The 24741-nt window shown below is 72.0% G+C and carries 17 protein-coding genes; 9 read left to right on the top strand and 8 right to left on the bottom strand.

The genetic code is table 11. From position 1 onward, the window contains the following. Positions 1-193: 193 nt before the first annotated feature. The 3 genes from galE to idi all read left to right on the top strand — a co-directional run bounded on the left by galE (position 194) and on the right by idi (position 2917). On the top strand, positions 194-1180 hold the full coding sequence (galE, locus tag JK364_RS29970) for a UDP-glucose 4-epimerase GalE (protein WP_201854470.1): 987 nt from the start codon (positions 194-196) through the stop codon (positions 1178-1180). Positions 1181-1316: 136 nt separating this feature from the next. After that, positions 1317-2240, top strand: coding sequence for a cation diffusion facilitator family transporter (locus tag JK364_RS29965; RefSeq protein ID WP_201854469.1), 924 nt, complete (start codon positions 1317-1319; stop codon positions 2238-2240). Between the two features lie 65 nt (positions 2241-2305). Beyond that, positions 2306-2917 (top strand): isopentenyl-diphosphate Delta-isomerase, encoded by a 612-nt coding sequence (gene idi / locus JK364_RS29960; RefSeq protein ID WP_201854468.1) that lies wholly within the window; start codon positions 2306-2308, stop codon positions 2915-2917. Here the strand turns inward: idi and JK364_RS29955 are convergent. Next, entirely contained in the window at positions 2892-3398 is a 507-nt protein-coding gene (locus JK364_RS29955; protein ID WP_201854467.1) for an ATP-binding protein, read from the bottom strand. The genes idi and JK364_RS29955 overlap by 26 nt on opposite strands. Positions 3399-3745: 347 nt before the next feature. On the opposite strand from JK364_RS29955, the gene JK364_RS29950 reads away from it, so the two are divergent. The 4 genes from JK364_RS29950 to JK364_RS29935 all read left to right on the top strand — a co-directional run bounded on the left by JK364_RS29950 (position 3746) and on the right by JK364_RS29935 (position 8743). Further along, positions 3746-4504: an enoyl-CoA hydratase/isomerase family protein gene (locus JK364_RS29950; RefSeq protein WP_201854466.1), complete on the top strand. Its 759-nt coding sequence runs from the start codon at positions 3746-3748 to the stop codon at positions 4502-4504. A gap of 219 nt (positions 4505-4723) precedes the next feature. After that, positions 4724-5587, top strand: a complete 864-nt coding sequence (locus tag JK364_RS29945; RefSeq protein ID WP_201854465.1) for an SCO6745 family protein — start codon at positions 4724-4726, stop codon at positions 5585-5587. Positions 5588-6088: 501 nt separating this feature from the next. Next, the gene (locus JK364_RS29940) at positions 6089-6229 is read left to right on the top strand and encodes an LPFR motif small protein (protein WP_201854464.1); all 141 of its coding nucleotides are present in this window, start codon (positions 6089-6091) and stop codon (positions 6227-6229) included. Between the two features lie 141 nt (positions 6230-6370). Beyond that, on the top strand, positions 6371-8743 hold the full coding sequence (locus JK364_RS29935) for a Tex family protein (RefSeq protein ID WP_201854463.1): 2373 nt from the start codon (positions 6371-6373) through the stop codon (positions 8741-8743). Positions 8744-8888: 145 nt separating this feature from the next. On the opposite strand, the gene JK364_RS29930 is transcribed toward JK364_RS29935, so the two are convergent. Further along, positions 8889-10526: an ABC-F family ATP-binding cassette domain-containing protein gene (locus JK364_RS29930; RefSeq protein WP_201854462.1), complete on the bottom strand. Its 1638-nt coding sequence runs from the start codon at positions 10524-10526 to the stop codon at positions 8889-8891. 99 nt (positions 10527-10625) lie between these two features. Continuing rightward, complete coding sequence (locus JK364_RS29925; RefSeq protein ID WP_201854461.1) at positions 10626-11657, bottom strand: oxidoreductase; 1032 nt, start codon at positions 11655-11657, stop codon at positions 10626-10628. A 198-nt stretch (positions 11658-11855) separates the two neighbouring features. Between JK364_RS29925 and JK364_RS29920 the strand changes: the two genes are divergently transcribed. After that, positions 11856-12812, top strand: coding sequence for an FAD-dependent oxidoreductase (locus tag JK364_RS29920; RefSeq protein WP_201854460.1), 957 nt, complete (start codon positions 11856-11858; stop codon positions 12810-12812). 48 nt (positions 12813-12860) lie between these two features. Here the strand turns inward: JK364_RS29920 and JK364_RS29915 are convergent, their stop codons facing one another. The 3 genes from JK364_RS29915 to JK364_RS29905 form a co-directional block, all read right to left on the bottom strand. Then, on the bottom strand, positions 12861-14558 hold the full coding sequence (locus JK364_RS29915) for a BCCT family transporter (RefSeq protein WP_201854459.1): 1698 nt from the start codon (positions 14556-14558) through the stop codon (positions 12861-12863). Between the two features lie 163 nt (positions 14559-14721). Next, on the bottom strand, positions 14722-16044 hold the full coding sequence (locus tag JK364_RS29910) for a M14 family metallopeptidase (protein ID WP_201854458.1): 1323 nt from the start codon (positions 16042-16044) through the stop codon (positions 14722-14724). Between the two features lie 105 nt (positions 16045-16149). Then, positions 16150-18228, bottom strand: a complete 2079-nt coding sequence (locus JK364_RS29905; RefSeq protein ID WP_230992682.1) for a Xaa-Pro dipeptidyl-peptidase — start codon at positions 18226-18228, stop codon at positions 16150-16152. Between the two features lie 125 nt (positions 18229-18353). Here JK364_RS29905 and JK364_RS29900 point away from each other — a divergent pair, with 125 nt between their 5' ends. Further along, on the top strand, positions 18354-19844 hold the full coding sequence (locus tag JK364_RS29900) for a M1 family metallopeptidase (RefSeq protein WP_201854457.1): 1491 nt from the start codon (positions 18354-18356) through the stop codon (positions 19842-19844). A gap of 138 nt (positions 19845-19982) precedes the next feature. On the opposite strand, the gene JK364_RS29895 is transcribed toward JK364_RS29900, so the two are convergent. Further along, the gene (locus JK364_RS29895; protein WP_201854456.1) at positions 19983-20843 is read right to left on the bottom strand and encodes an oxygenase MpaB family protein; all 861 of its coding nucleotides are present in this window, start codon (positions 20841-20843) and stop codon (positions 19983-19985) included. A 19-nt stretch (positions 20844-20862) separates the two neighbouring features. After that, complete coding sequence (locus JK364_RS29890; protein ID WP_201854455.1) at positions 20863-24603, bottom strand: glycoside hydrolase family 2 TIM barrel-domain containing protein; 3741 nt, start codon at positions 24601-24603, stop codon at positions 20863-20865. Positions 24604-24741: the final 138 nt, after the last annotated feature.

The following is a 24741-nucleotide window of genomic DNA, read 5'->3' as shown; positions in this document are numbered from 1 at the left end:
CATCGCACGCCCTGGCCCCGTGGGGCTGGCGGCACGTCCGGCAGAGGCTATCGGATCGATGGAAGCCGCCGTTCACCGCACATTCACCACACGATCGGGGGAACGACCACTTCCGCGCGCCGCCGATCATCATGGTGGATGGCGGCTGTCCTCCACAAACGGCGATCGCCCCGCCATGGATAGGGTGCGGGGCATGACATGGCTGATCACAGGTGGTGCCGGATATATCGGGTCGCATGTCGTGCGGGCCATGGCCGGGGCGGGCGAGTCCGTGGCCGTGCTCGACGACCTGACCAGCGGCGTCCGGGCGCGGCTGCCCGAGGGTGTGCCGCTGGTGTGCGGCTCCACCCTGGACCGTGAGCTGCTGGACCGCGCCTTCGCCGAGCTGGGGGTCACCGGTGTGGTGCATCTCGCGGCGAAGAAGCAGGTCGGGGAGTCCGTGGAGCAGCCGCTCCGCTACTACCGCGAGAATGTGCACGGGCTCACGGTGCTGCTGGAGGCGGCGGTCGCGGCCGGGGTCAGCCGCTTCCTCTTCTCCTCCTCCGCCGCCGTCTACGGCATGCCCGATGTGGAACTCGTCACCGAGGACACCCCGTGTCTGCCGATCAATCCGTACGGAGAGACCAAGCTGGCCGGAGAATGGCTGGTCAGAGCGGCGGGCGCGGCCCACTCCCTCTCCACGGCCTGTCTGCGCTACTTCAATGTGGCGGGTGCCACGCGCCCCGAGCTGGCCGACACCGGAGTGTTCAACATCATCCCGATGATGTTCGAGCGGATCACCGAGGGAGAGCCGCCGCGGATCTTCGGTGCTGACTACGACACCCCCGACGGCACCTGTGTCCGCGACTACATCCATGTCGAGGATCTGGCCTCCGCCCATCTGGCCGTGGCCCGTCGGCTGGCCGCGCAGCCGGAGCCGGGCGATCTCACGGTGAACATCGGCACCGGCCGGGGTGTCTCGGTGCGGGAGATGTCCGATCTGATCGGCGAGATCACCGGTCGCCCGGAGCTCGCCCCCGTGGTGGGGCCGCGCCGGGCGGGTGATCCGGCCCGGGTCGTCGGATCCACCGAACTGATCGCCAAGGAGCTGGGCTGGAGCGCCCAGCACGATGTGCGCGCGATGGTGGAGTCGGCCTGGGAGGGCTGGTGCCTCCACCACCCCGAGGCCCGGCGCGGCTGACCGGGCACGGCGCACCGCTCGCCGCTCGCCGGGCACCGGGCACCGGGCACCGGCGCGGCTGACCCGGCCCCGCCCCGGACCCGTAGTTCACTGGTGAGCCAAGGGACCGCGGCGCCGGGAGGAGGCCCCTACGCATATGGGCGCAGGTCATGACCACGCCCGCGGCCGGCCCACCGCGGGCGCCGCCCACCGGTGGCGGCTGCGGATCGCCCTGGCCATCACCCTCACGGTGATGGCCGTGGAGATCATCGGCGGTCTGCTGGCCGGCTCCCTCGCCCTGCTCGCGGACGCCGGCCATATGGCGACGGACGCGCTCGGGCTCGCGATGGCGCTGCTGGCGATCCACTTCGCGGGCCGTCCCCCGAGCCCGCACCGCACCTACGGCTACGCCCGCGCCGAGATCCTGGCGGCCCTGGCCAACTGTCTGCTGCTGTTCGGCGTCGGCGGCTACATCCTCTATGAGGCGGTGCTGCGGCTGGTCACCCCGACCGTCACCGAGGGCGGGCTGACGGTCGTCTTCGGCGCCGTCGGCCTGGCCGCGAACCTGGTGTCGCTGGCCCTGCTCCGGGGCGGCCAGCGCACCAGTCTGAACGTCCGGGGCGCCTTCCTGGAGGTCGCGGCGGACGCGCTGGGCTCGGTCGCGGTGCTGGTGTCCGCCGGGATCATCCTCGCGACCGGCTGGCAGACGGCCGATCCCATCGCCTCCCTGGTGATCGGCCTCATGATCGTCCCGCGGACGTACAAGCTGCTGCGCGAGACGCTGAACGTGCTGCTGGAGGCGGCGCCGCGAAATGTCGACATGGCGGCCGTACGCGCCCACATCCTCGGCCTGCCCGGGGTCGAGGGGCTGCACGACCTCCATGTCTGGACCATCACCTCGGGAATGCCGGTGCTCTCCGCGCATGTGGTGGTCGCTCCGGGGGCCCTGGACGCGATGGGCCACGAGCGGATGCTGCACGCCCTCCAGGGATGTCTCGGGGAGCACTTCGACGTCGGGCACTGCACGTTCCAGCTGGAACCGGGTGGGCATGCTGATCACGAAGCCAAGCTGTGCCACTGACACGGACCAGAGGCACATGTGCGGCAGACTTTGGACGTTCACGAGTCGGAACTATGAGGATGGTCATGCCGATCACACCTGCCAACGGCGGCTCCGCCGAGACCGCCGAGACCGCCGCGCCGAGCGGTTCCGCAGAGCCGATCATGCTCGAGCTGGTCGACGAGGACGGTACGACGATCGGCACCGCGGAGAAGCTCTCCGCACATCTCGCACCCGGCAAGCTGCACCGGGCGTTCTCCGTCTTCCTCTTCGACGACGCGGGGCGGCTGCTGCTGCAGCGCCGTGCGCTGGGCAAATACCACTCCCCCGGGGTCTGGTCCAACACCTGCTGCGGCCACCCCTACCCCGGTGAGCCGCCGTTCGTGGCCGCCGCCCGGCGCACCGCCGAGGAGCTGGGCATGGCGCCCGCGCTGCTGCGGGAGGCGGGCACGGTCCGCTACAACCACCCGGACCCGGCCTCGGGCCTGGTGGAGCAGGAGTACAACCACCTCTTCGCGGGGCTGGTGCGGGCGGCGCCGCGCCCGAACCCCGAGGAGATCGGCGAGATCGCCTTCGTCACCCCCGACGAGCTGGAGCGGCTGCGCGACAAGGGGCCGTTCTCGGCGTGGTTCATGACCGTGCTGGACGCGGCCCGCCCGGCGGTCCGCGAGCTCACCGGGACGGCGGCGGGCTGGTAGCGGCGCCGGGCAGCGGAAGGGCGGCCCAGACCACCTTGCCGCCGCTCGCCGTGTGGTCCACGTCGTAGACCCCGCCCGCCGCCTCCGTGATCGCCGTCACCAGCAGCAGTCCCCGCCCACCGGTCCCGCCCTGGTCCGCCATCAGCGCGACGGGCCGGTAGGGATGGTTGTCCTCGACGGCGATCCGGACCCAGTCCCGGCTCAGCGAGACCTCGACGGCGATCTCGGGGGAGAGCAGCGCGGCGTGCCGCACCGCGTTGGTGACCAGCTCGGAGACGATCAGGAGCAGACTCTCCATCAGTTCGTCGTTCACCGGCACCCGCTGATGGACCAGCAGCTCGCGCACCGCGTGCCGGGCCTGTGGCACGGAGGAGTCCAGGGCCGGTGCGGTGAACCGCCAGGTCCCCTCGTAACCGGCCGGGGGCGGGGGCGCGGGTGGAGCGTGTCCCGCTTCGGAGGGGACTCTCCCGACGATCTCCATGTGCGATACCCACCCCTCGCCGCGGCCCGACCACTCGTATCGAGTGTTGGGAAGCTCTGGTACTGACCGATGGACTACGCACAACTTGACGCTTATCGAGCGTTTTTGATCGTTGGCGTATGCCAGGGTCACGCGCTCGACTGTTCCTGCTCGCGTGGATTCCGTGCATTGACTCTGTGGGTGACGAGCCTTGACTCAGCCATGACCGGCTCGAACGGCCGGGTCCCCAGCCGGGTCCCAGCCGGGCCCCGGCCCGGAGGCCGTCGGAGCCGCCGCCGCGCGGCCCGGGTACGAGCGGCCCGGATACGGGCGGCCCAGATACGAGCGGCCCGGATACGATCCGCCACATGGAGCCCTCTCTGGAGCACGAGGTCGCCGACGGCATAGCGACCGTCGTCATCCGCCACCCCGCCAAGCGCAACGCGATGACCCCCGGGATGTGGCGAGCGCTGCCCCCGCTGCTGGCCCGGCTCGCCGCCGACCCCGCCGTACGGGCGCTGGTGCTCACCGGTGACGGCGACACCTTCTGCGCGGGCGCCGACATCGGCTCGCTGAGCGCCACGTACGAGGAGACCGCCGGGTACGCGCTGCCCGCCGAGGAGGCGCTGGCCGCCTTCCCCAAGCCGACCCTGGCCGCGGTGCGCGGCTACTGCGTGGGCGGCGGCTGCCAGCTCGCGGCCGCCTGCGATCTGCGGTTCGCCGAGGAGGGCGCTCAGTTCGGGATCACCCCGGCCAAGCTGGGGATCGTCTACGCCCCCAGCTCGACCCGCCGGCTGGTCGAGCTGGTGGGACCGGCCACCGCCAAGTTCCTGCTGTTCTCGGGCGAGCTGATCGACACTGAACGGGCGCTGCGCACCGGTCTGGTGGACGAGGTGCTGCCGGCGGGCGGACTCGACAAGCGGGTGGCGGAGTTCACGCGGGTGCTGGTCTCCCGGTCGCAGCTCACGCAGGCCGCGGTCAAGGAGTTCGCGGCCGGGCCCGTCGAGCCGGACAGGGTCGCGTACTGGCAGGAGCAGGCGGGGGAAAGCAAGGAGGCCGCCGAGGGCATCGCGGCCTTCTTCGAGCGCCGCCCGCCGCGATTCCGCTGGACCCCGCCGGCCGAATGACCGCGGCCGGACGTGGCGGGACACGGCCGGACCGGGCGGGGTTCATGGGATCCGTAAGGACGTCACGGCCGCCGGGGGGCCGAACCGGCCGAACCGGACGGGTCGATGGGATCCGTAAGGACGTCACGGCGGCCGAGGAGTGGCCGGATCCGGCGGGACCGATGAGGACTGGTGAGACCCGGGCTACCGGGGGTGACTACCAGTCGGTAGCGTGCGCCCATGACCACACTTCCCGAGCTTGCCGCGCGTCGCTGTTACAGCGTCGTCAACCCCCTCCACTCCGCCATCTACTTCTCCCCCGACTTCGGCGAGGAACTCGCCGAGCTGGGGCTGAAGGACGGCGCGGCCGCGTACTTCGTCGGCCGCGCGGCGCCCCTGGGACGGGTGGGCGCGGGCACCGTCACCGCAACCTTCTTCAACTTCAGCCACGACCTGGTCGCCCGCCACATTCCGGCCGCGTGGGACGTGGTCTCCCCCGAGGTCGCCCTGGAGGCCCGGCTGCGGGCCGCCGACTCGGTGCTGCGGCGGGTGCTGGGCGAGGAGGTCATCGCCTCCAAGGAGCTGGCCGAGGCCGCGGAGCTGGCCCTGCGCGCCACGGAGGCCTGCTCGCGCCTGGCGCGCCCGCTGTACGCCGCCCACGCCGACCTGCCCGTCCCGGACGCCCCGCACCTGGCGCTGTGGCACGCCGCCACGCTGCTGCGCGAACACCGCGGCGACGCCCATCTGATGACCCTGGTCGGCGCCGGGCTGGACGCGGTCGAGGCGCTGGCCTCCCACACCGCGACCGGTCAGGGCATGTCCACCAAGTGGATCCTGCGCACGCGCGGCTACAGCGCCGAGGAGTGGGAGGCGGGCCGAGGTCGGCTGCGCGACCGCGGCCTGCTCACCGCCGACAACGAGCTGACGGAGGCCGGTGAGCGGCTGCGCCAGGACCTGGAGGCCGAGACCGACCGCCTGGACGCGGCACCGTACGAGCACCTCGGCGCCGAGGGCGTGTCCCGGCTCACCGAGCTCGCCACCGCCCTCTCCACGACCGCCCGCGAAAACGGCGCCTTCCCGGCCGACCTCCGCAGCAAGGACTGACGGCCGGCCCCTAGGGGGTGTCCGACGGATCTAGGCACCTGCGGCGGGCTACTCCCCTCCCCGCCCCTTCCCGACACCTGACGATATGCGGCTCCGCCGCGTGGTGGGGCTGCGCCCCAGACCCCGCGCGGGGGCTGCGCCCCGGACGTGGCCCCACCGGTTCGGCACGCCCTCAGACACCCCCGGCGGGGGCCCGACAGGGGCCCGGCGCGAACGTCCGGGCGTTGTCCGCCCGGCCGCCCGGCGGGGGCCCGGCGCAAGGGCCCGGCGGGGCCCGGCCAGGGCCCCGTCGGACCGGTACGGGGCCCCGGTCAGCGGCCCCGCCGTGGGTTGCGTTTGGCAGGGGCACATCGGGATACCCGCTTATTGTGCGCGATCGGCCGTCTGACAACCGGGCGCCCACACCGCGCGCCGCGTACGCAGGCAACAGCCCGTGCGCCGCGTAGCGAACGGTGCCCGGCGGCCGCCGCCGAGCCGCCACCGACCGACAGGAGGTATCCCGTGTTCCGCGCCATCGCCGACGTGCTCCGTGCCATCGGTGCCGCCATCGCGACCGTGGTGACGCTTCCCTTCCGCGCCGTGGCCCGTCTCCTCGGCGGGGTCTCCGACGCGGCGAGCGGGCCGCGCCGCAGGCGGGTGTGATGACCGTTTCCGGCTGATACCGGTGTCCGCCCGGCCCCGTACCCGGGCCTCCCGGCCCGCCGAAAGCGTCGGCCGCGACCGCTTCGTCAGTGCCACCTGCCACAATGCAGGAGCAGTGCAGACCGAAAGCGGAGCGTGATCGTGACGACGTCCATCGAAGGCAGGATCGCCGAGGAACTCGGCGTACGGGAACGGCAGGTCAAAGCCGCCGTCGAGCTGCTCGACGGCGGCTCTACCGTGCCGTTCATCGCGCGCTACCGCAAGGAAGCGACGGAGATGCTCGACGATGCGCAGCTGCGCTCCCTGGAGGAGCGGCTGCGCTATTTGCGGGAGCTGGAGGAGCGGCGCACCGCGATCCTCGAGTCGATCCGCTCGCAGGGCAAGCTGGACGAGGCCCTGGAGGCGCAGATCCTCGCCGCGGACTCCAAGGCCCGGCTGGAGGACATCTACCTCCCCTACAAGCCCAAGCGGCGCACGAAGGCGCAGATCGCCCGGGAGGCCGGGCTCGAGCCGCTCGCCGAGGGGCTGCTGGGCGACCCGACCGTGGAGCCCACGGCGGCCGCGGCGGCCTTCGTGGACGCCGAGAAGGGCGTCGCGGACGCCGCCGCCGCCCTGGAAGGCGCGCGGGCCATCCTCACCGAGCGGTTCAGCGAGGACGCCGACCTCATCGGCGAGTTGCGTGAGCGCATGTGGGAGCGCGGCCGGGCGGCCACCAAGGTGCGCGAGGGCAAGGAGGAGGCGGGCGCCAAGTTCGCCGACTACTTCGACTTCGCCGAGCCGTTCACCGAGCTCCCGTCGCACCGGGTGCTGGCGATGTTCCGCGGTGAGAAGGAGGAGGTCCTCGACCTCGCCCTGGAGCCGGAGGAGCCCTCCGAGGAGATCGGCCCCACCTCCTACGAGCGCTCCATCGCCCACCGCTTCGGCATCGCGGACCGCGGCCGCCCCGCCGACAAGTGGCTGGCCGACACGGTGCGCTGGGCCTGGCGCACCCGCGTCCTGGTCCACCTCGGCATCGATCTGCGGCTGCGGCTGCGCCAGGCCGCCGAGGACGAGGCCGTCCGGGTCTTCGCCGCCAACCTCCGCGATCTGCTGCTCGCCGCCCCGGCCGGGACGCGCGCCACGATGGGCCTCGACCCCGGCTTCCGTACGGGCGTGAAGGTGGCCGTGGTCGACGCGACCGGCAAGGTGGCGGCCACGGAGACGATCTACCCGCACGTCCCCCGCAACCAGTGGGACGAGGCCTTGGACAAGCTGGCCCGGCTGGCGCGTGAGCACAAGGTGGAGCTCATCGCGATCGGCAATGGCACGGCGTCCCGCGAGACCGACAAGCTGGCGGGCGACCTGTGCGGCAAGCACCCCGAGCTGAAGCTCACCAAGGTGATGGTCTCGGAGGCGGGCGCCTCCGTGTACTCGGCCTCCGCCTTCGCCTCTCAGGAGCTGCCGGAGCTCGATGTCTCGCTGCGCGGCGCCGTCTCCATCGCGCGTCGGCTCCAGGACCCGCTGGCCGAGCTGGTCAAGATCGATCCCAAGTCGATCGGCGTCGGCCAGTACCAGCACGACCTGTCCGAGGTGAAGCTCTCCCGCTCGCTCGACGCGGTCGTCGAGGACTGTGTGAACGGTGTCGGGGTGGACGTCAACACGGCCTCCGCCCCGCTGCTCAGCCGGGTCTCGGGCATCGGCTCCGGCCTCGCGGAGAACATCGTCTCCCACCGCGACTCCAACGGCCCGTTCCGCAACCGTAAGGCGCTCAAGGACGTGGCCCGGCTCGGCCCCAAGGCGTATGAGCAGTGCGCGGGCTTCCTGCGCATCCGCGGCGGCGACGACCCGCTGGACGGGTCGAGCGTGCACCCCGAGGCGTATCCGGTGGTGCGGCGGATGGCCACCACGGCGGGCGGCGACGTGACCACCCTCATCGGCAACACCTCGGTGCTGCGCGGCCTGCGGCCGAACGAGTTCGTGGACGAGGCCTTCGGTCTGCCGACCGTCACCGACATCCTCAAGGAGCTGGAGAAGCCGGGCCGCGACCCGCGTCCCGCCTTCAAAACGGCGACCTTCAAGGAAGGCGTCGAGAAGATCGGCGACCTGTCGGCCGGGATGATCCTGGAGGGCGTCGTCACGAATGTGGCGGCGTTCGGCGCGTTCGTGGACGTCGGTGTGCACCAGGACGGTCTGGTGCACGTCTCCGCGATGTCCAAGACGTTCGTCAAGGACCCGCGGGACGTGGTCAAGCCCGGTGACATCGTCCGGGTGAAGGTCCTGGACGTCGACATCCCGCGCAAGCGGATCTCGCTGACGCTCCGGCTCGACGACGAGGCGGGCGCCCCGTCCGGCGGCGGCCGCGAACGGGGCGAGCGCGGCCCGAAGCGCGGCGCGCCACAGCAGCGCCAGGGCGGCAGCCGCGGCTCCTCCCGCGGCGGCGGCCAGCGCGGCGGCGGCCGCGACGCGGCCCCGGCGAACGGCGCGATGGCGGACGCCCTGCGGAGGGCGGGCCTGCTCGACCCCAAGAAGCGGTAGCCCCGGGGCCGGGCGCGCCCTGGCCGCGGTGCGAGCCCCCGGGTTCGCACCGCGGGCGGGGCACCCCGCGCGGGCCACGGGCCCGCGAGGCCGCCACCCGGTCGCGGGCCCGCCGAGAGGCCCGCCGAGACGGCGAAGCGGCGGGTCAGGCCTCGATGACGCGGCCTTCGGAGACCGCGAGGCGGCGGGTGGTGTGGACCGCGTCGAGCATGCGGCGGTCGTGGGTGACCAGGAGCAGGGTGCCGGTGTAGGAGGCCAGCGCCGACTCGAGTTGCTCGATGGCCGCCAGGTCCAGATGGTTGGTGGGCTCGTCGAGAACCAGCAGGTTGACCCCGCGCGCCTGGAGGAGCGCCAGCGCCGAACGGGTCCGCTCCCCGGGGGACAGCGTGGCGGCGGACCGCACCACATGGTCCGCCTTGAGGCCGAACTTGGCCAGGAGCGTCCGTACGTCCGCGGGCACCAGCTCCGGCACCGCGGCGCCGAAGGCCTCCAGCAGCGACTCGCGGCCGAAGAAGAGCGCGCGTGCCTGGTCGACCTCGCCGACCACCACACCGGGGCCGAGCGCCGCCGCACCCGCGTCCAGTGGGAGGCGGCCGAGGAGGGCGGCGAGCAGGGTGGACTTGCCGGAGCCGTTCACTCCGGTGACCGCGACCCGGTCGGCCCAGTCGATCTGGAGGTCGACCGGGCCGAAGCGGAAGTCGCCGCGCCGTACCTCGGCGCCACGCAGGGTCGCCACGACCGCACCCGCGCGCGGCGCCGCGGCGATCTCCATCCGCAGCTCCCACTCCTTGCGCGGCTCCTCGACCACGTCCAGCCGCTCGATCAGCCGGTCGGTCTGGCGCGCCTTGGCGGCCTGCTTCTCGGTGGCCTCGACCCGGGCGTTGCGCCCGATCTTGTCGCCGTCGGTGGCCTTGCGGCGGGCGTTCTTGACGCCCTTCTCCATCCAGGCGCGCTGGGTGCGGCCCCGGGCCTCCAGGGTGGCGCGGGTGTCCGCGTACTCCTCGTAGCGTTCGCGGGCGTGGCGGCGGGCCGTCTCCCGCTCCTCCAGATAGGCCTCGTAGCCGCCGCCGTAGAGGTTGACCCGCTGCTGGGCGAGGTCGAGTTCGAGCACCTTGTCGACCGTGCGGGCGAGAAATTCACGGTCGTGGCTGACGAGCACCGTACCGGCGCGCAGCCCGCGTACGAAGATCTCGAGGCGCTGGAGTCCGTCGAGGTCGAGGTCGTTGGTGGGCTCGTCGAGCAGGAAGACGTCGTACCGGGAGAGGAGGAGCGAGGCGAGCCCGGCGCGCGCCGCCTGTCCTCCCGAGAGGGCGGTCATGGGGCGGTCCAGGGAGATGTCGAGCCCGAGCGAAGCGGCGACTTCACCGGCCCGCTCGTCGAGGTCGGCGGCGCCCAGGGAGAGCCAGCGCTCCAGGGCGGTGGCGTATGCGTCGTCCGCGCCCGGCGCGGCGTCCACGAGCGCCTGGGTGGCGGCGTCGAGCTCGGCCTGCGCGGCCGCGACCCCGGTGCGGCGGGCCAGGAAGCCCTGTACGGTCTCCCCCGGCCGCCGCTCGGGCTCCTGCGGGAGGTGGCCCACCGTGGCGTGCGGCGGGCTGAGGCGTACGGCCCCCTGCTCGGGATCGGTGAGACCGGCGAGCAGGCGCAGCAGGGTGGACTTGCCCGCACCGTTGACACCGACGAGCCCGATGACTTCGCCGGGGGCGACGACGAGGTCGAGCCCGGAGAAGAGGGTGCGGTCGCCGTGTGCGGCGGTGAGGTCCTTGGCGACGAGAGTGGCAGTCATCAGAGGGCCGATCCTAGTCGCCGCCGGCTGCGGCCCGCCGCGGGATTCCCGGGGCGGAGGAGCCCGCCCGGGGCAGGGGAACCGGGCCCGGGGCGAGCCCTATCGGCGCGCCACCGGCGTCACCAGAGCCACGTCGCTGGTGCGGGCCACCACGAACGACTGGCCCCGCACCGCCCTCGCCGCCAGGGGAATCCGATGGATCCCCGGCTCCACCGGGGCGTCGAAGAGCTCCTGCGCACGGGTGCGGGAGAGCCGGTCGAGCCGGTGGGCGACCAGCCTCACCCGGCACTCGGAGGCCACCTCCACCACCGCCTCGCCGCCGTCCGCCGTGAGGCCGACGAGGCGGCGGTCGCGGGGGGTGCGTTCCAGGGCCTGTTCGACCTGGGCGACGAGCACGGGGACGATGGGGGCGAGCGCGGTGACCAGGACGGCCTGGGAACGCGCGGCCGCGAAGGCGTCCCGTACGGCGTCGCGCTCCTCCTGGCCGACCGTCCGGCCGAAGACCACCGCTCGGTACTTCCGCAGCTCCTCGGCGAGCGCCCCGACCGCGTCAAGAGTGATCTCGGCGCCGATGCCGATGCGCCGCAGCGCCGCGGCGAGTCTGGCGAGAACGGCCGCGCGCTGCCCGATCAGCAACACCCGGGGGCCGGTCGGGACCTCGTGCGCGCCGTCGGTGAGCAGCAGCCGCTCCAGGGCGGCGCGGTACTGCTCACCGCGGAAGCGGTACGGGCCGATGCCGTGGTAACCGTTGAGGTCGAGGTCGGGACTCCCGTCCGTCTGCCAGGCGAAATCCCGCCAGACGAAGTCCGCCCCGTCGCGCTCGATCACCGCGGTGACGGCGCCGCACTCCAGCCCCTCGCACTCCGGGCAGCCGTAGATGACGAACCGGCCGCCCTCCAACGGCGCGTCGGTCTCCAGCAGCAGCCCGCGGACCTGCTCGGTGAAGACGGACGGGCCGAGCCCGGAGGCGAGCGACGAGACCGCGTCGAGATAGGCGAGGCGGCGCAGCAGCGGTTGGCCGTCCACCACGAAGTCCAGGAAATCGCGGTGTATGTGGTACGCGCCATTGGCCAGGACGCCGCCGGCGCGCACCGCCGGCGTCAGCCCGAAGGTCACGTACGCGGGGTTCATGCCCCAAGTATTCCCGCTTTGCGACACCATGGCCGCGACTCGCCCTGCGCACACCGGTACAAGGGATGAATCCGGAACGCGGGGACGGACGGACGGGCCGCTGCCATGGAGGGCCGACGGGCCAGTGCCGTGGAGGGCCGACGGGCCAGTGCCATGGACGGCCGACGGGCCCCGCCATCCCGGGGATAGCCTCCGCACATGACATGGGATGCGATCGTCGTCGGCGCTGGGGTCATCGGCCTGACCAGCGCCATCGTGCTGGCCGAGGACGGCCTGCGGGTAGCGGTGTGGACCCGCGACCCGGTCGGGCGCACCACGTCGGCCGTGGCCGGAGGGCTGTGGTGGCCGTACCGCATCGAGCCGGAGGAGCAGGTGACGACCTGGTCCGTACGGACGCTGCACACCCTGACCGCACTGGCCCGGCGGCCCGCGGAGACCGGCGTCCGCCAGGTCGAGGGGGTTCAGGCGGGCATCGGCACCGGGGACCTGGGGCCGTGGGCGACGGCGGTGCCGGGGCTGCGGCAGGGGCGCCCCGACGAGCTGCCGGACGGCTTCGCGGTGGGCCTGCGGGCCCGCGTTCCGCTGGTCGACATGCCGACCTACCTCGGCTATCTGCGGCGGCGCCTCACGGCCGCGGGCGGAAGGGTCGAGGAGCGGGCCGTGACCTCACTCGCCGAGGCCGGCCGGGCCGCTCCGCTCGTCGTCAACTGCACGGGCCTGGGCGCCCGGGAGCTGGTGCCCGACGCCGGGGTGCACCCGGTGCAGGGGCAGCTCGTGGTCGTGGAGAACCCGGGCGTGGAGGAGTGGCTGGTGGCCGCGGACCCCCACTCGCCGGACACGCTGTACGCACTGCCGCAGCCTTACGGCCTGGTGCTCGGCGGCACCGCACGGGAGAACGCCTGGAGTCTGGAGCCCGATCCCGCGACGGCGGAGGCGATCGTGGCACGCTGCGCCCGCGTCCACCCCCAGGTGGCCCACGCCCGCGTGCTGGCCCACCGAGTGGGGCTGCGGCCGGCGCGGTCGCGGGTGCGGCTGGAGCGGGAGGAGTTGCCGGGCGGCGGGGCTTGCGTCCACAACTACGGCCACGGCGGCGCGGGCGTCACGGTCGCCTGGGGCTGCGCCGAGGAGGCATTCCGGCTGCTGATAGGACGGTGAACGAGCGGAGGGCCGGTCCGACCGAATCGGCCCGGCCCTCCCGAGGCACTACTTCTTCTTGGCCTCGGCAACGTCGTCACGGAGAGCGCCGTCGCCGTTCCGCACCGGGCCGATACGGATCTCGAACTCACCGTCGTACTTCTCGTGACCCGCGATGACCGCCATCTCGACGGCCTCCTCGCCCCTCTCGCCCCGCACGATCAGCGGATCGCGGCGCAGATCCTTCATCAGCGCCCAGCACAGCCCCACCATCACCAGGGTGAAGGGCGCCGCCACCAGGATCGTCAGGTTCTGCAACCCGGTCAGGGCGTCGTCCTCACCACCGCCGATGAGCAGCATGACGGCCGCCACCGCGCCGGTGACCACGCCCCAGAAGACGACGACGAAGCGGGTCGGCTCGAAGGTGCCCTTCTGCGAGAGCGTGCCCATCACGATGGACGCCGCGTCGGCGCCGGAGACGAAGAAGATGCCGACGAGGATCATGACCAGGACGCTCATGACCGTGGCGATCGGGTACTCGTGCAGAACCGCGAACAGCCGTCCTTCGGGGGTGGAGTCGTCGCCGAGCCGGCCCATGTCCTGCAGCTTCATCGCCGAACTGCCGAAGATGGCGAACCAGATCAGGCTGACCGTGCTCGGCACCAGGATGACGCCGCCCACGAACTGCCGGATGGTGCGGCCCCGGCTGATCCGGGCGATGAACATGCCGACGAACGGCGTCCAGGAGATCCACCAGGCCCAGTAGAAGACGGTCCAGTCGCCCAGCCACGACGCGACCGATTCGCCGCCGGTCGCCTCGGTGCGGCCGGCCAGCTGCGCCAGGTCGCCGACGTAGGAGGCCATGGAGGTCGGAACCATGTCGAGGATGACGATGGTCGGCCCCGCCACGAAGACGAAGACCGCGAGGAAGAGCGCCAGCACCATATTGATGTTGGACAGCCACTGGATGCCCTTCTCGACACCGGAGACGGCGGACGCGATGAAGGCGACCGTAAGGATCGCGATGACGGCGACCAGCAGCCCGGTGCCCACGTCGTTCTTCCAGCCCAGCACCTCGATACCGCTGCCGATCTGCAGCGCGCCGAGTCCGAGCGAGGCGGCGGAGCCGAAGAGCGTGGCGAAGATGGCCAGGATGTCGATGACCCGGCCGCCCCAGCCGTTGGCGTTCTTGGAGCCCATGAGGGGCGTGAAGACCGCGCTGATGGTCTGCCGGCGGCCGCGGCGGAAGGTGCTGTACGCGATGGCCAGGCCGACGACCGCGTAGATGGCCCAGGGGTGCAGCGTCCAGTGGAAGAGCGTGGTGGACATCGCGGTCTGCATCTTCTCGGCCGAGCTGCCGGGGTCGGTCCCGGGCGGCGGGGTCATGAAGTGCGACAGCGGCTCGCTCACGCCGTAGAACATCAAACCGATGCCCATGCCCGCGCTGAACATCATCGCGACCCATGAGACGGTGCGGAATTCGGGTTCCTCGCCCTCCTGTCCGAGGGTGATCTTGCCGTAGCGGCTCATGGCCAGCCAGAGGGCGAAGATCACGAATCCCGACGCGGTCAGGACGAAGGCCCATCCGCCGTTGTGGATCAGCCCGGAGAGCATGCTGTTGGAAACGCTCTCCAGGGTGTCGGTGGCCACGGCCCCCCAGACGACGAAGGCCAGCGTGAGCGCGGCGGAGACGCCGAAGACCACGCGGTCCGTCCGGGGGGTGCGATCGGGCCCGGCGGGGTCGGAGCCGGGAGGATCCGCGGTCACCGGAGGATCGCCGCCGACGTCCCCCGTGGTTGTACCTGTCTGCGGCACGCAAGAGCCCTTTCACTGAAGGTTTATCTGACGGACTTTCGGCTACCCAGGACTCTGAGATGCATGCCAACCGGCCATGGGGGCCGGTGCTTTCGTGTGCCGTCAGGGCGTCATATCAGCATGCGTCCACCGGCTGCCCCTCGGTGAGGTGGTACGCGGCGCGGCCGTCCAGCAGCAGCGGCACCAGCGCGCGGGCCGACTGGCGCAGCGGTACGAAGGCGCTTCCGTCGCGCTTGACGCTCCGCGCCGTCACCCCGTGCAGGGCCAGCTCGTCCCGCACCTCACCATACTGTTCGGCGTCCAGCCAGTAGCCGCACGGCGGATCCTGGAGGACCGTGTCCTCCTCCGGCGGTTCGTTGTCGGCGCCGCCGAGGTAGACCGGGCCCCGGTCCGCGTAGCCGGCCAGCCGTGCCGCCGTCGTGGCCGCCTCGATCCGGGCGCGCCGCTCGCTGATGAAGTCGAAGGTGCCGTTCAGGGCCGCCAGGTGGGAGCCCACCCGGCGGCGGTTGTTGAGGGCGGGGTCGGCCTTCTCGGCGTCGGTGAGCGGGTCGACCCGGGTCTCGACCAGCAGCCCGACGGCAGCCTTGACGCCCGCGGTGTTGCGCAGGATCCGCTCCTGGCCGTCGCCCGCCACCTGCTTGACCGGCTCGCCGGTCTCGGGGTCGGTCCAGATGCCGTAGACGCCGGTGGTGTGGCCCGCGGCCTCGACACCGGGGCGCACATAGGCGTCCGACAGGGTGCGCGCCTCGCGGTGCACCGGGCTCGCGGTGTTGAGGTTCCGCGGCCACAGCGCCAGCAGGTCCTTCACGTAGTACGGAGCGGTCGCCCCGTACTCGTGCAGGTCGTGGACGGTGTCCGGGCGCCAGTCGCGGATGACGCCCGCCATCGCGCGGGACTCGGCGGTGGAGAGCGCGATGTGGTCGCGGTTGATGTCCACGCCGTCGGAGTTGCCGCGGGTGTCGGCGGCACGGCCGTCGGGGTTGGCGGTCGGGACGACGAGCACCTGGGTGCGCTCCAGGAAGCGCCGCGTCCGGCCGTCCTTGGCGTAGGCGAGGTCGCGGACGGTGGACAGACACGCCTCGCGGCCGGCGGGCTCGTCCCCGTGCTGGGAGCAGATCAGCAGCAGGACGTTGCCGTGCGCCGCCCGGGCCGGATCGGCGGGCGCGGCCGGGGCGCCGATCCGCACCAGCCGCAGCGGCCGCCCCTGCGCGGTGGCGCCGATGCGGTCGACGGCGACGCGCGGGGCGGCCTTGTCGACGGCCGTGAGGAAGTCCGTCTCCTCGGCCTGGGTGGTCCACCGTGCGCCATGGCTGGTCTCGAACCCCGTACGCGGCGGGCGCTGTTCGGCCCGCGCGGGCGCGCTGAGGAACGACCCGGTCAGCAGCGCACCGATCGCGCCGCAGGCGGCGCTGCGGATGAGGGGTGACCGCGCGAACACGAACGACCTCCTGAGGTGAGGGGATGGGGGCGATATCGGTGCCGGCGTCCTGCCGGGCCCGACGCCGGTGGGCCCCGCGCGGCGGCGGGGACCCACCGGCGCGGGTCAGCCGTGGGTGGGCATGGACGGGAGCGGGGTCCGGTGGTGCGGGGCCCGTACGCCCTTCAGCGGCGGTGTGGCCGCCGTGCGCGAGGGGGCGGCCGCGGCCTTCGGGGCGCCGCCGACCAGGGGCAGCCGGGCCGAGGTGCGGGGCAGGTCCAGGGTCAGCCGCGGGGTGGTGGACGGCGGTTCGATGAGGCCCGCGTCGGTACCGGCGATGATCAGACCGAGGCGGTGGCCGGCCGGGACGACATGGTCGGTCGCCGCGAGGTCGAGGGTGATGGTGTACGCCTTGCCGGGGGTCAGCGGGCGGCCCTTGCCGTCGTCCGCGGAGTGACCGAGGTCGGCCCAGCCCCGGCTGAAGACCGTGTAGTCCACGTCCGCCTTGTCGGCGGCGGTCTCCTTGAAGCAGGCGCTGTCGCCCTCCGTGCCGCTGCCCCAGCAGGTGCGCCGGTCGAGGGTGGTGATCCCCTCGCCCGCCGCCGTGTAGTCGCGGATGGTGGCCGGGCCGAGGTCGACCAGGACCGCGGAGAGATGGGCGCTGGTGGTGGAGGACGTGGCGGTGACGGTGACCGTGCCGGAACCGGACAGCCGCAGGTCCTTCGTGAGCGGACCGGTGGTGAAGCCCGCCTTGCCGGGCGTCGGGGTGTCGATCGCCGCGGACCAGTCGGCCTCGCTCAGCGCGGGGTCGTCGGTGAAAGTCTCGGTGGCGCCGGGCTCGGCTCGCTCCGTGCCGAGCACGCCCACTCCCGCCGTGGCGCCGCCGCGCGGGCGCAGGGTGGTCTGCCGGGTGCCGGAGGGGGGCCAGACAGGGTCGGTGGACCACTGGTCGGGGGCGCGCTCGACATCGGCCATCGGCTCGCGTTCGATGCCGTTGTCGACGCCGAGGAGGTAGTGGTCGAACCAGCGGTGCAGGGTGCGCACCCACTCCCCGCGCCGGTAGTCGAACGGGTCGACATGCCCGGTCTGCGAGAGCCAGATCTTGCGCTCGACGCCCGCGTCGGCGAGGGCGTTCCACCACTGTCCGAGGTGCTTGGTGCGGACGTTGAGGTCCTGCGCCCCGTGGACGGCGAAGACGCTGGCCCGCACCTTGTCCGCGTCCGGTACGTAGGTGCGGTCGGTCCACAGATCGGTCCAGTCGCCGTTGCGCGGGGCGCCCTCGACGAGACGTTTCTGTACGGCGGCGCAACGGGCGCGGGCGTCATCGCTCTCGACGGCGTCCGAAAGCCCGTCGGGGCCGGAGTCGAAGAGCGCGGCGCCCTTGGCGAAGTAGTAGTCGTACCAGGAGGAGATGGCGCCGATGGGCACGACGGTCTTGAGCCCCTTGACGCCGGTGGCGGCCACCCCGTTGGCGATGGTGCCGTCATAGCTCTTGCCGATCATGCCGGTGGCGCCGTTGGTCCAGCTCGCCTTGACCGTCTGCCCGCCGGTGCGGGTGCGGTACGCGGTCGCGCGGCCGTTCAGCCAGTCGACCACGGCCTTGGCGGAGAGGATGTCGGAGCGGCCGCCGACGTCCACACAGCCGTCGGAGCGGTTGGTTCCGGCGAGGTCGACCAGGACGGTGGCGTAGCCGCGCGGTACGAAGTAGTTGTCGTAGAAGAGCGGGAACCGGACCGGATTCCCGGCCGCGTCATAGGTCTTGGTCTGGCTCTCGTTGCCGCGGCCGCAGCAGGAGTAGTACGGGCTGGCGTCCATGATGACGGGGACGCGGCGGCCCTGAGCGGCGGGTTCGCGCGGCCGCACGATGTCGACGGCGACCCGGTCGGTCCGTCCGTCCGCGTCGCCGTCGATCGTGGTGTCCACCCATACGGATTCGCGGATGGCGTTCTCGTAGGAGTAGACGGGTCTGCTTTCTGATGGGCTTTTTGCCTTGCCGTCCGATCTGCTCTGCGCGGCGGAGGCGGCGTGGGCGGCCGGGGCACCGAGCGGTGGCAGCAGCGATACGACGGCGGCGACCAGCGCGGTGACCGCCGACAGCACGAGTGTGGTCCAGGGGATGCGGGATCTCCGCGTCTGTAGCAGCACGGGCGGACGGTAGCGCGAGTCAACTCCTGTACAGAAGAGGGCGATACGTGTCCTGGGCATGTCCGAGTCGATACGCGTTGCGTCCGGATGTCGATTGGATGTCGGACGGCGTGATGGACGTGAGGTGCGTGTGAGGAGTACATAAGGTCACGAGTGATCGTTCTCCCCTACGAGTTGGAGGACTCGTGCGTCACCACAGACTCCTCGTCCCGGGCGCGGCCGCGGCCTGCCTGCTGCTGGCGATCCCGGCATCGGCGGCCGATGCCACGCCGGGCGCCCCCGGCATCGGGGACTCCTACTACCCCTCGTACGGCAACGGCGGGTACGACGTCTCCCATTACAACCTGCGGCTGAAGTACCAGCCGAAGACGGACCGGCTGGAGGGCACGGCGACGATCGTGGCCGACGCCCGGCAGGATCTGTCCCGGTTCAACCTGGACTTCGCGCTCGATGTGAGCGAGGTGCTGGTGGGCGGGAAGAAGGCCGCCTTCAAGGCGACCGGCGACCATGAGCTGGAGATCACCCCGGCCGCGCCGCTCACCTCCGACCGCCCCTTCACCGTGGTCGTGCGCTACAGCGGCACGCCCTCGAAGGTCGTGGCGAGCGGTTTCACCTCCTGGCTGCGCACCCCGGACGGCGGGATCGCGGCCAATGAGCCGGAGTCGGCGTGGTGGTGGTTCCCGAGCAATGACCATCCGCTGGACAAGGCCACCTACGACGTGTCGGTGGCGGTGCCGGACGGAACGCAGGCGATCAGCAACGGCACCCTGCAGTCGACCAGCTCCCAGCTGGGCTGGACCCGCTACAACTGGCGCTCCAGCAAGCCGCAGGCCACGTATCTGGCCACGCTGGCGGTCGGCAAGTTCGACATCACGACGGACACCACCGCCAACGGCCTGCCGGTGATCAACGCCTACAGCAAGGACCTCGGGGACAACGCGGGGGCGGCGCGGGCGAGTGTGGAGCGGTCGGCGGAGATCGTGGACTGGGAGTCCACGGTCTTCGGCCCGTACCCCTTCGACGCGCTGGGCGGCTATGTGCCCAACGTGCCCACGGGCTACGCGCTGGAGACCCAGACCCGGCCGTTCTACAGCCCGAAGGGGTTCGCCAAGGGCGCGAACACCTCGCTGGTCGTGCATGAGCTGGCCCATCAGTGGTTCGGCGACAGCGTCTCGCTGAAGGACTGGCGGGACATCTGGATCAACGAGGGCTTCGCCAGCTACGCACAGTGGCTGTGGTCGGAGAAGGAGGGCGAGGGCACCGCACAGGAACTGGCGGACTACACCTACGCCTCCTACCCGGCCGACGACCCCTTCTGGAAGGTCGAGCCGGGCAACCCGGGGGCGGAGAACCAGTTCCATGACGCGGTGTACGACCGGGGCGCGCTGGCCCTCCAGGCGCTGCGGAACCACATCGGCGACAAGGACTTCTTCGCGATCCTGAAGGGATGGACGGCGGAGCACCGGTACGGGAACGCCTCCGTCAAGGACTTCGTGACCTATGCGGAGAAGGTCTCGGGCAAGCCGCTGGCCTCGCTCTTCGACACCTGGCTGTTCACCCCGTCGAAGCCGGCCGCCGCACAGGCGCGGGCGGCGGAGGTGAGCCCGGCCAAGGCGCCGGTGCGGCCGAAGTCGTGGCAGCGGATCCAGGACACCCACAGCGCCCACGGACGCTGAGCCCCCCGGGCCCCGGCCGGGGCCTCCACCCCCCGGCCGGGGCCCTCAAAGCCTCATCACGCGGCACCAAGCCAGGCGCCAAGCCAGGCACCACGTCATGCGCCACGTCATGCGCCACGCACCACGGAAAGCCGTTGATCACGGCTCTCCGGCGCGGGCGCGGCGGCGGGCCTCGCGGGCGATGGGGAGGTAGCGGAGCCGCTCGGGCAGCAGCGGGACCACCACCCGCGCGGCCGTCCCGAACCACCGCAGCCGCCGCTCCTGCCCCCGCGTCCACTCCAGCCCGATCGCCTCCCGCGCGTCCGGCGGCATCAGCCCGACGGTGAGGAACGCGCGGAAGCGGGTGAACAGCGGGCGCAGCAGCGGCCACAGCGGACGGAGCGGCGGCGCGTCCGGCGCGGGCACGGCCGCGTCGGGTGCGGCCAGTTCACGGGCGACGGCGGTCGGCTCCAGCCGTTCCCGCACCATCGCGTGGTAGTAGGGCCAGAACTCCTCGACGGATCCCGGCAACTCGCGCTCGTCGTTGCCCAGCACCCGCCCGATCCGCAGCCATTCCCCGTACAGCTGCCGCTCCTCGGCCGCGGTGAAGGGGCGGGTGCCCAGATAGCGCTGGGCGCGCAGATAGACGGGATAGCCGGTGGCGTGCACCCACGCGTAGACGGGCGGGTCCAGCGCCCGGTAGGGGCGGCCGTGCGCGTCCACGCCCTGTATGGACGCGTGGAGCCTGCGCAGCCGGTGGCCCTCCGCCTCGGCCTCCGCGCCGCCGTACACCCACAGCTGCACCGACCGCAGGGAGCGCTCCCCGCGCCCCCAGGGGTCGGTGCGGAAGACGGAGTGCTGGTCCACGCCCGCCCCGACGGCCGGATGCGCCACCTGCATGGTCATCGCGGCCGGCAGGGCGAGCACGCTGCGCAGCTCCCCCGCCACGGCCCACAGGATGCCGCCCGCGGGGGGCGGATCGTGGCCTTCGGCGGTGTGGCGGGGGCTCTGCGTGCTCATGGGTCCATCGGTGGTGCGGTTACTTCCCTCCTGTTCCAGTGTGCGCGCTCGTGCCGCCGTCGAGCGGGCGCAGGGTGAGCGTGTAGTCGTAGGCGCCGTCGGCCTTCACCCGGTACTGGTCGCGCACCGGGTTGGGGGTGTCGCCCGCGCCGGTGACCGCGTGGTCGGCGTGCAGGGTGTTCCAGCCGTCGTTGCGCTTGAGGAAGTGCGGGTAGGCGGCGCGGTCGAGCTCGTCGTACGCGCTGGCGCCCGCCTCCAGGTCGCCGGAGACCAGCAGTCCGGCGCCACCGCGGTCGGTGAGGGACGCCCAGCGCACATCGTCGTGGTTGCCGTGGTCCTGGGGCTTCAGATACTCCACGTACTGGTCCTCGACCGAGGAGGACCAGACGCCCATGGGGGTGCCGTCCTTACGGTCGTTGAGGTTCTCCACCGGTCCGCGTCCGTACCAGCGGAAGGTGCCGTACCGCTCGGGCACCTTCAGCTTGAGGCCGATCCTGGGCAGATAGGGCAGGGTACGGAAGTCGCCGCGCGCCTCGGCCTGGTGCCGGATCCGGACCTGGCCCGCGCCGTCGACCCGGTAGGCCACGGTCTGTCCGAAGGACGCGCCGGTCACATCGGGCGCGGCGGCCGTGGAGCGGACGGTGACGGTGACCGTGCCGTCGTCGCCGGGGGTCACCTCGACCCCGTCGACGGTGGTGCGCAGCCGGTCGAGACCCAGCGAGCGCCAGCGCTTGCCCTCGGCGGTGCCCCAGTCGGAGCGCTCATTGCTGATCGGGGCGCGCCAGGCATCCAGTTCGGGGCCGGAGCGGAGCAGTTCGCGGCCCGCCACCCGCATCGAGGTGAGCGTGCCCTCCTTCTTGCCGAAGGTGTAGCGGAAGCCCTCGCCGCTGACCCGTACGGCCTCGCCGCTCTCGACGGCCTTGGCGGGGCCTTCGGCCGCCGGGGCGGGGGCGGGCTCGGGCACCTTGTCGCCGCCGACCGCGAACTGGCCGAAGGACACCACATGCCCGGCCTTCGCCCAGTCGGTGTCGTGGGCGGTAACGGCCTGGACGGTGAGGTGACGCTCGTAGCCGCCGGGGTTGGCGGGCGGGGCGGGGAGCTGGACCGTGGCGCTCTCGCCGGGCCCGACGTCCAGGGCGCGGGTGCCGTTCGCGACGGTCCGCGTGCCCTCGGTCACCGTCCAGCGCAGCCGGAGGTCGTCGGTGCCGGTGAAGGCGCGCTCATTGGTGACCTTCACCCTGCCGGTGCGGGCGCCCTCGCCGCCCGGGTCGGTGATGCGGATGGGCGCCTGCACCCAGGCCAGTTGCGCGGTCTCGGGCTCCGGGTCGCGGTCGGCGGTGACCAGGCCGTCCACACCGGATTCATAGAGCCCGTAGGAGAGATAGCTGCCCTTACGGGTGAAGTCGTCGAAGTTCAGGGCGATCAGGGCGTCGCGCTCGGGGTCCTGGCCGGCCGCGAGCCGCTCCGCGCCGAGCGCCGTGTCGTAGACCCGGACCTGGTCGATGGTGCCCTTGGCGGTGCGGCCGGTCCAGCCGTCCTCCATGGTGTCGTTGTTCCGGCCGACGCCGAGGTCGAAGCCGGTGTAGTCGATGTGCCCGCTCCACTCGGTCTTGGCGAGCTCCTTACCGTCGGCATAGAGACGCAGCGCGCTGCCGTCGTAGGTGCCGGTGACCCGGTGCCAGGCGCCGGTCCAGCCGTCGGGCACGGGGGCGGTGACGGTGCGGGGCTTGCCGCCGCTGGTGATCGTGAATTCGAGGGTGTCCTCGTCCTTCATCCGCAGGACGTACTGGTCGCCCTTGCTGACGATGGTGAAGTCCCCGGTCCAGGGCTCGGCCGGTTTGACGCGGGCGTCGAGGGTGACGGCGGTGCCGGTGAGGTCGAGCTTCGGATCGCGGTAGGTCTCCACGAAGTCGTCAAGACCGGACAGATACAGCGCCTTGCCCTTCCCCCCGTAGCCGTCGACCACCTTGGGCTTGCCGGACAGGGAGGCGGCGATGTCATGGCCCGAGGAGTCGGGGGTGGTGATCAGCGGACGGCGGATGTTCTGCTCGGCCCAGTCCCAGATGAAGCCGCCCTGGGCGCTGGGGTAGGCGCGCATCACCTCCCAGAACTCGCGGAAGTTGCCCAGGCTGTTGCCCATGGCGTGGGCGTACTCCCCCATCACGATGGGCTTGGTGAAGGTCTTGGCCTTGGTTTCCAGGGAGGCCGGGGTGGGGTAGCGGGGCCCGGCGATGTCCGCGTAGGGGGCGTCGCCGTCGGGGCTGTTGGACTGGTGGTAGAGCGGGCGGGTGGGCTCGTTCGCCCGGGTCCACTTCGCCATCGCGTAGTGCGCCTTGCCCAGCCCGGCCTCGTTCCCGGTGTCCCACATGATCACGCTGGGGTGGTTCTTGTCGCGCTCCACCATGCCCTGGTGGCGCTCGAGGAACGCCTTCTGCCATTCGGGGCGCTCGGCCAGGCAGTCGTCCGGGCAGTTCTCGTGGCTGTGGGTCTCGACCTCCATCTCGTCGTCGATCAGGATGCCCTCGCGGTCGGCGAGCTCATAGAGGTACGGGTCCGAGGGGTAGTGCGAGGTGCGGATCGCGTTGACGTTCAGCCGCTTCATCAGCCGGATGTCCTGCTCCATCCGGGCGCGGGTGGCATGGCGTCCGGTGGCCGGGTCGGTCTCGGCGCGGTTGACGCCACGGATCAGGATCCGCTTGCCGTTGAGCGTGAGCTGCTTGTCCTTGACCTCGATCTCACGGAATCCGACGCTCTGGCGCACGGTCTGGACCGTCTTGCCCTCCGGATCGCGCAGGGTGAGCACCAGTGCGTAGAGGTTCGGCGTCTCGTCCGACCATTTGGCGGGATGGGCGATCTGCCCGGTCAGCTCCGCCTTCCCGGCCTCCTCCTCGGCCGTCAGCCGCCGTACCTCGCGCCCCTTGGGGTCGTAGAGCACACCGGTGACCTGGTGCGGTCCGCTCTTGTCGCTTCCGGTACGCGCGATGTCCACTTCGGTGCGCAGGGTGGCGTCCCGGTAGGAGGCGTCGAGATCGTTGGTGACGTACGCGTCCTCCATCCGGGTCGTCGGCGTGGAGTACAGCGATACGGAGCGGAAGATGCCCGCGTAGCGCCACTGGTCGTAGTCCTCCAGATACGAACCCGCGCTCCAGCGGTGCACCTGGATGGCGATCCGGTTGGTGGCGCCGGGCCGCAGATAGTCGGTCACATCGAACTCGGCGGGCACATAGCCGCCCTGGTCGTAGCCGACGTAGTGGCCGTTGATCCACAGGAACCAGCCGGAGGTGACCCCGTCGAAGCGGATCACCTGCCGCCGCCCGTCCCAGTTCCGGGGCACGGTGACGTCACGGATGTACGCCCCGGTCGGGTTGGTGTCACGGGGCACCTTGGGCGGATCGTCGGGCGCCATCTCGCTCTGCACATTGCGGAACACCGGATGGTCGAGGTCGTCGGTCTGCCAGGTGTGCGGGACCTGGACGCGCTGCCACGCCGAGGCGTCGTAGCCGTCCTTCCAGAAGCCGCCCGGGGCGTTCTCCGGCCGGTCGGCCAGGGCGAACCGCCAGGATCCGTCCAGGCTGCGCTCCCACCGCGCGCGGTCGGGCCCGTCCGGTCGCAGCCGGGTGTGCGGGGGCTCCTGGCCCTCGCCGGTGCGCTCCGGGTCCTCGAGATAGGTGTGCACATCGGCGGGGAACTTGCCCGCGTCCGGCGACCTCCCGACGGCCGTGTCCGCGGCCGTGAGACCGAGACCGACGGCGGTGGTCATGGCCAGCACCGCCCCGATCAATCGCCGTATTCGATACCTGCCGCGTTCCGAGCTCAATCCGACCCCACCTCACAGATTCGGAAGAAAACCAACACAGCTGAACGGCGTCGCACGCTATTCATCGGTAAAGAGAGCGTC

The organism is Streptomyces endocoffeicus (assembly GCF_016741935.1).
Taxonomy (GTDB): Bacteria; Actinomycetota; Actinomycetes; order Streptomycetales; family Streptomycetaceae; genus Streptomyces; species Streptomyces endocoffeicus.
This window is presented reverse-complemented; position numbering and strand designations above follow the sequence as displayed.

Coding starts and splice junctions, on each gene's coding strand:
- JK364_RS29925 (WP_201854461.1), bottom strand. CDS start 11,657: ATGAACCCCGCGTACGTGACCTTCGGGCTGACGCCGGCGGTGCGCGCC.
- JK364_RS29895 (WP_201854456.1), bottom strand. CDS start 20,843: ATGAGCACGCAGAGCCCCCGCCACACCGCCGAAGGCCACGATCCGCCC.
- JK364_RS29945 (WP_201854465.1), top strand. CDS start 4,724: ATGACCACACTTCCCGAGCTTGCCGCGCGTCGCTGTTACAGCGTCGTC.
- JK364_RS29890 (WP_201854455.1), bottom strand. CDS start 24,603: ATGACCACCGCCGTCGGTCTCGGTCTCACGGCCGCGGACACGGCCGTC.
- JK364_RS29955 (WP_201854467.1), bottom strand. CDS start 3,398: ATGGAGATCGTCGGGAGAGTCCCCTCCGAAGCGGGACACGCTCCACCC.
- JK364_RS29950 (WP_201854466.1), top strand. CDS start 3,746: ATGGAGCCCTCTCTGGAGCACGAGGTCGCCGACGGCATAGCGACCGTC.
- JK364_RS29920 (WP_201854460.1), top strand. CDS start 11,856: ATGACATGGGATGCGATCGTCGTCGGCGCTGGGGTCATCGGCCTGACC.
- JK364_RS29905 (WP_230992682.1), bottom strand. CDS start 18,228: ATGCCCAGGACACGTATCGCCCTCTTCTGTACAGGAGTTGACTCGCGC.
- JK364_RS29965 (WP_201854469.1), top strand. CDS start 1,317: ATGGGCGCAGGTCATGACCACGCCCGCGGCCGGCCCACCGCGGGCGCC.
- galE (WP_201854470.1), top strand. CDS start 194: ATGACATGGCTGATCACAGGTGGTGCCGGATATATCGGGTCGCATGTC.
- JK364_RS29930 (WP_201854462.1), bottom strand. CDS start 10,526: ATGACTGCCACTCTCGTCGCCAAGGACCTCACCGCCGCACACGGCGAC.
- idi (WP_201854468.1), top strand. CDS start 2,306: ATGCCGATCACACCTGCCAACGGCGGCTCCGCCGAGACCGCCGAGACC.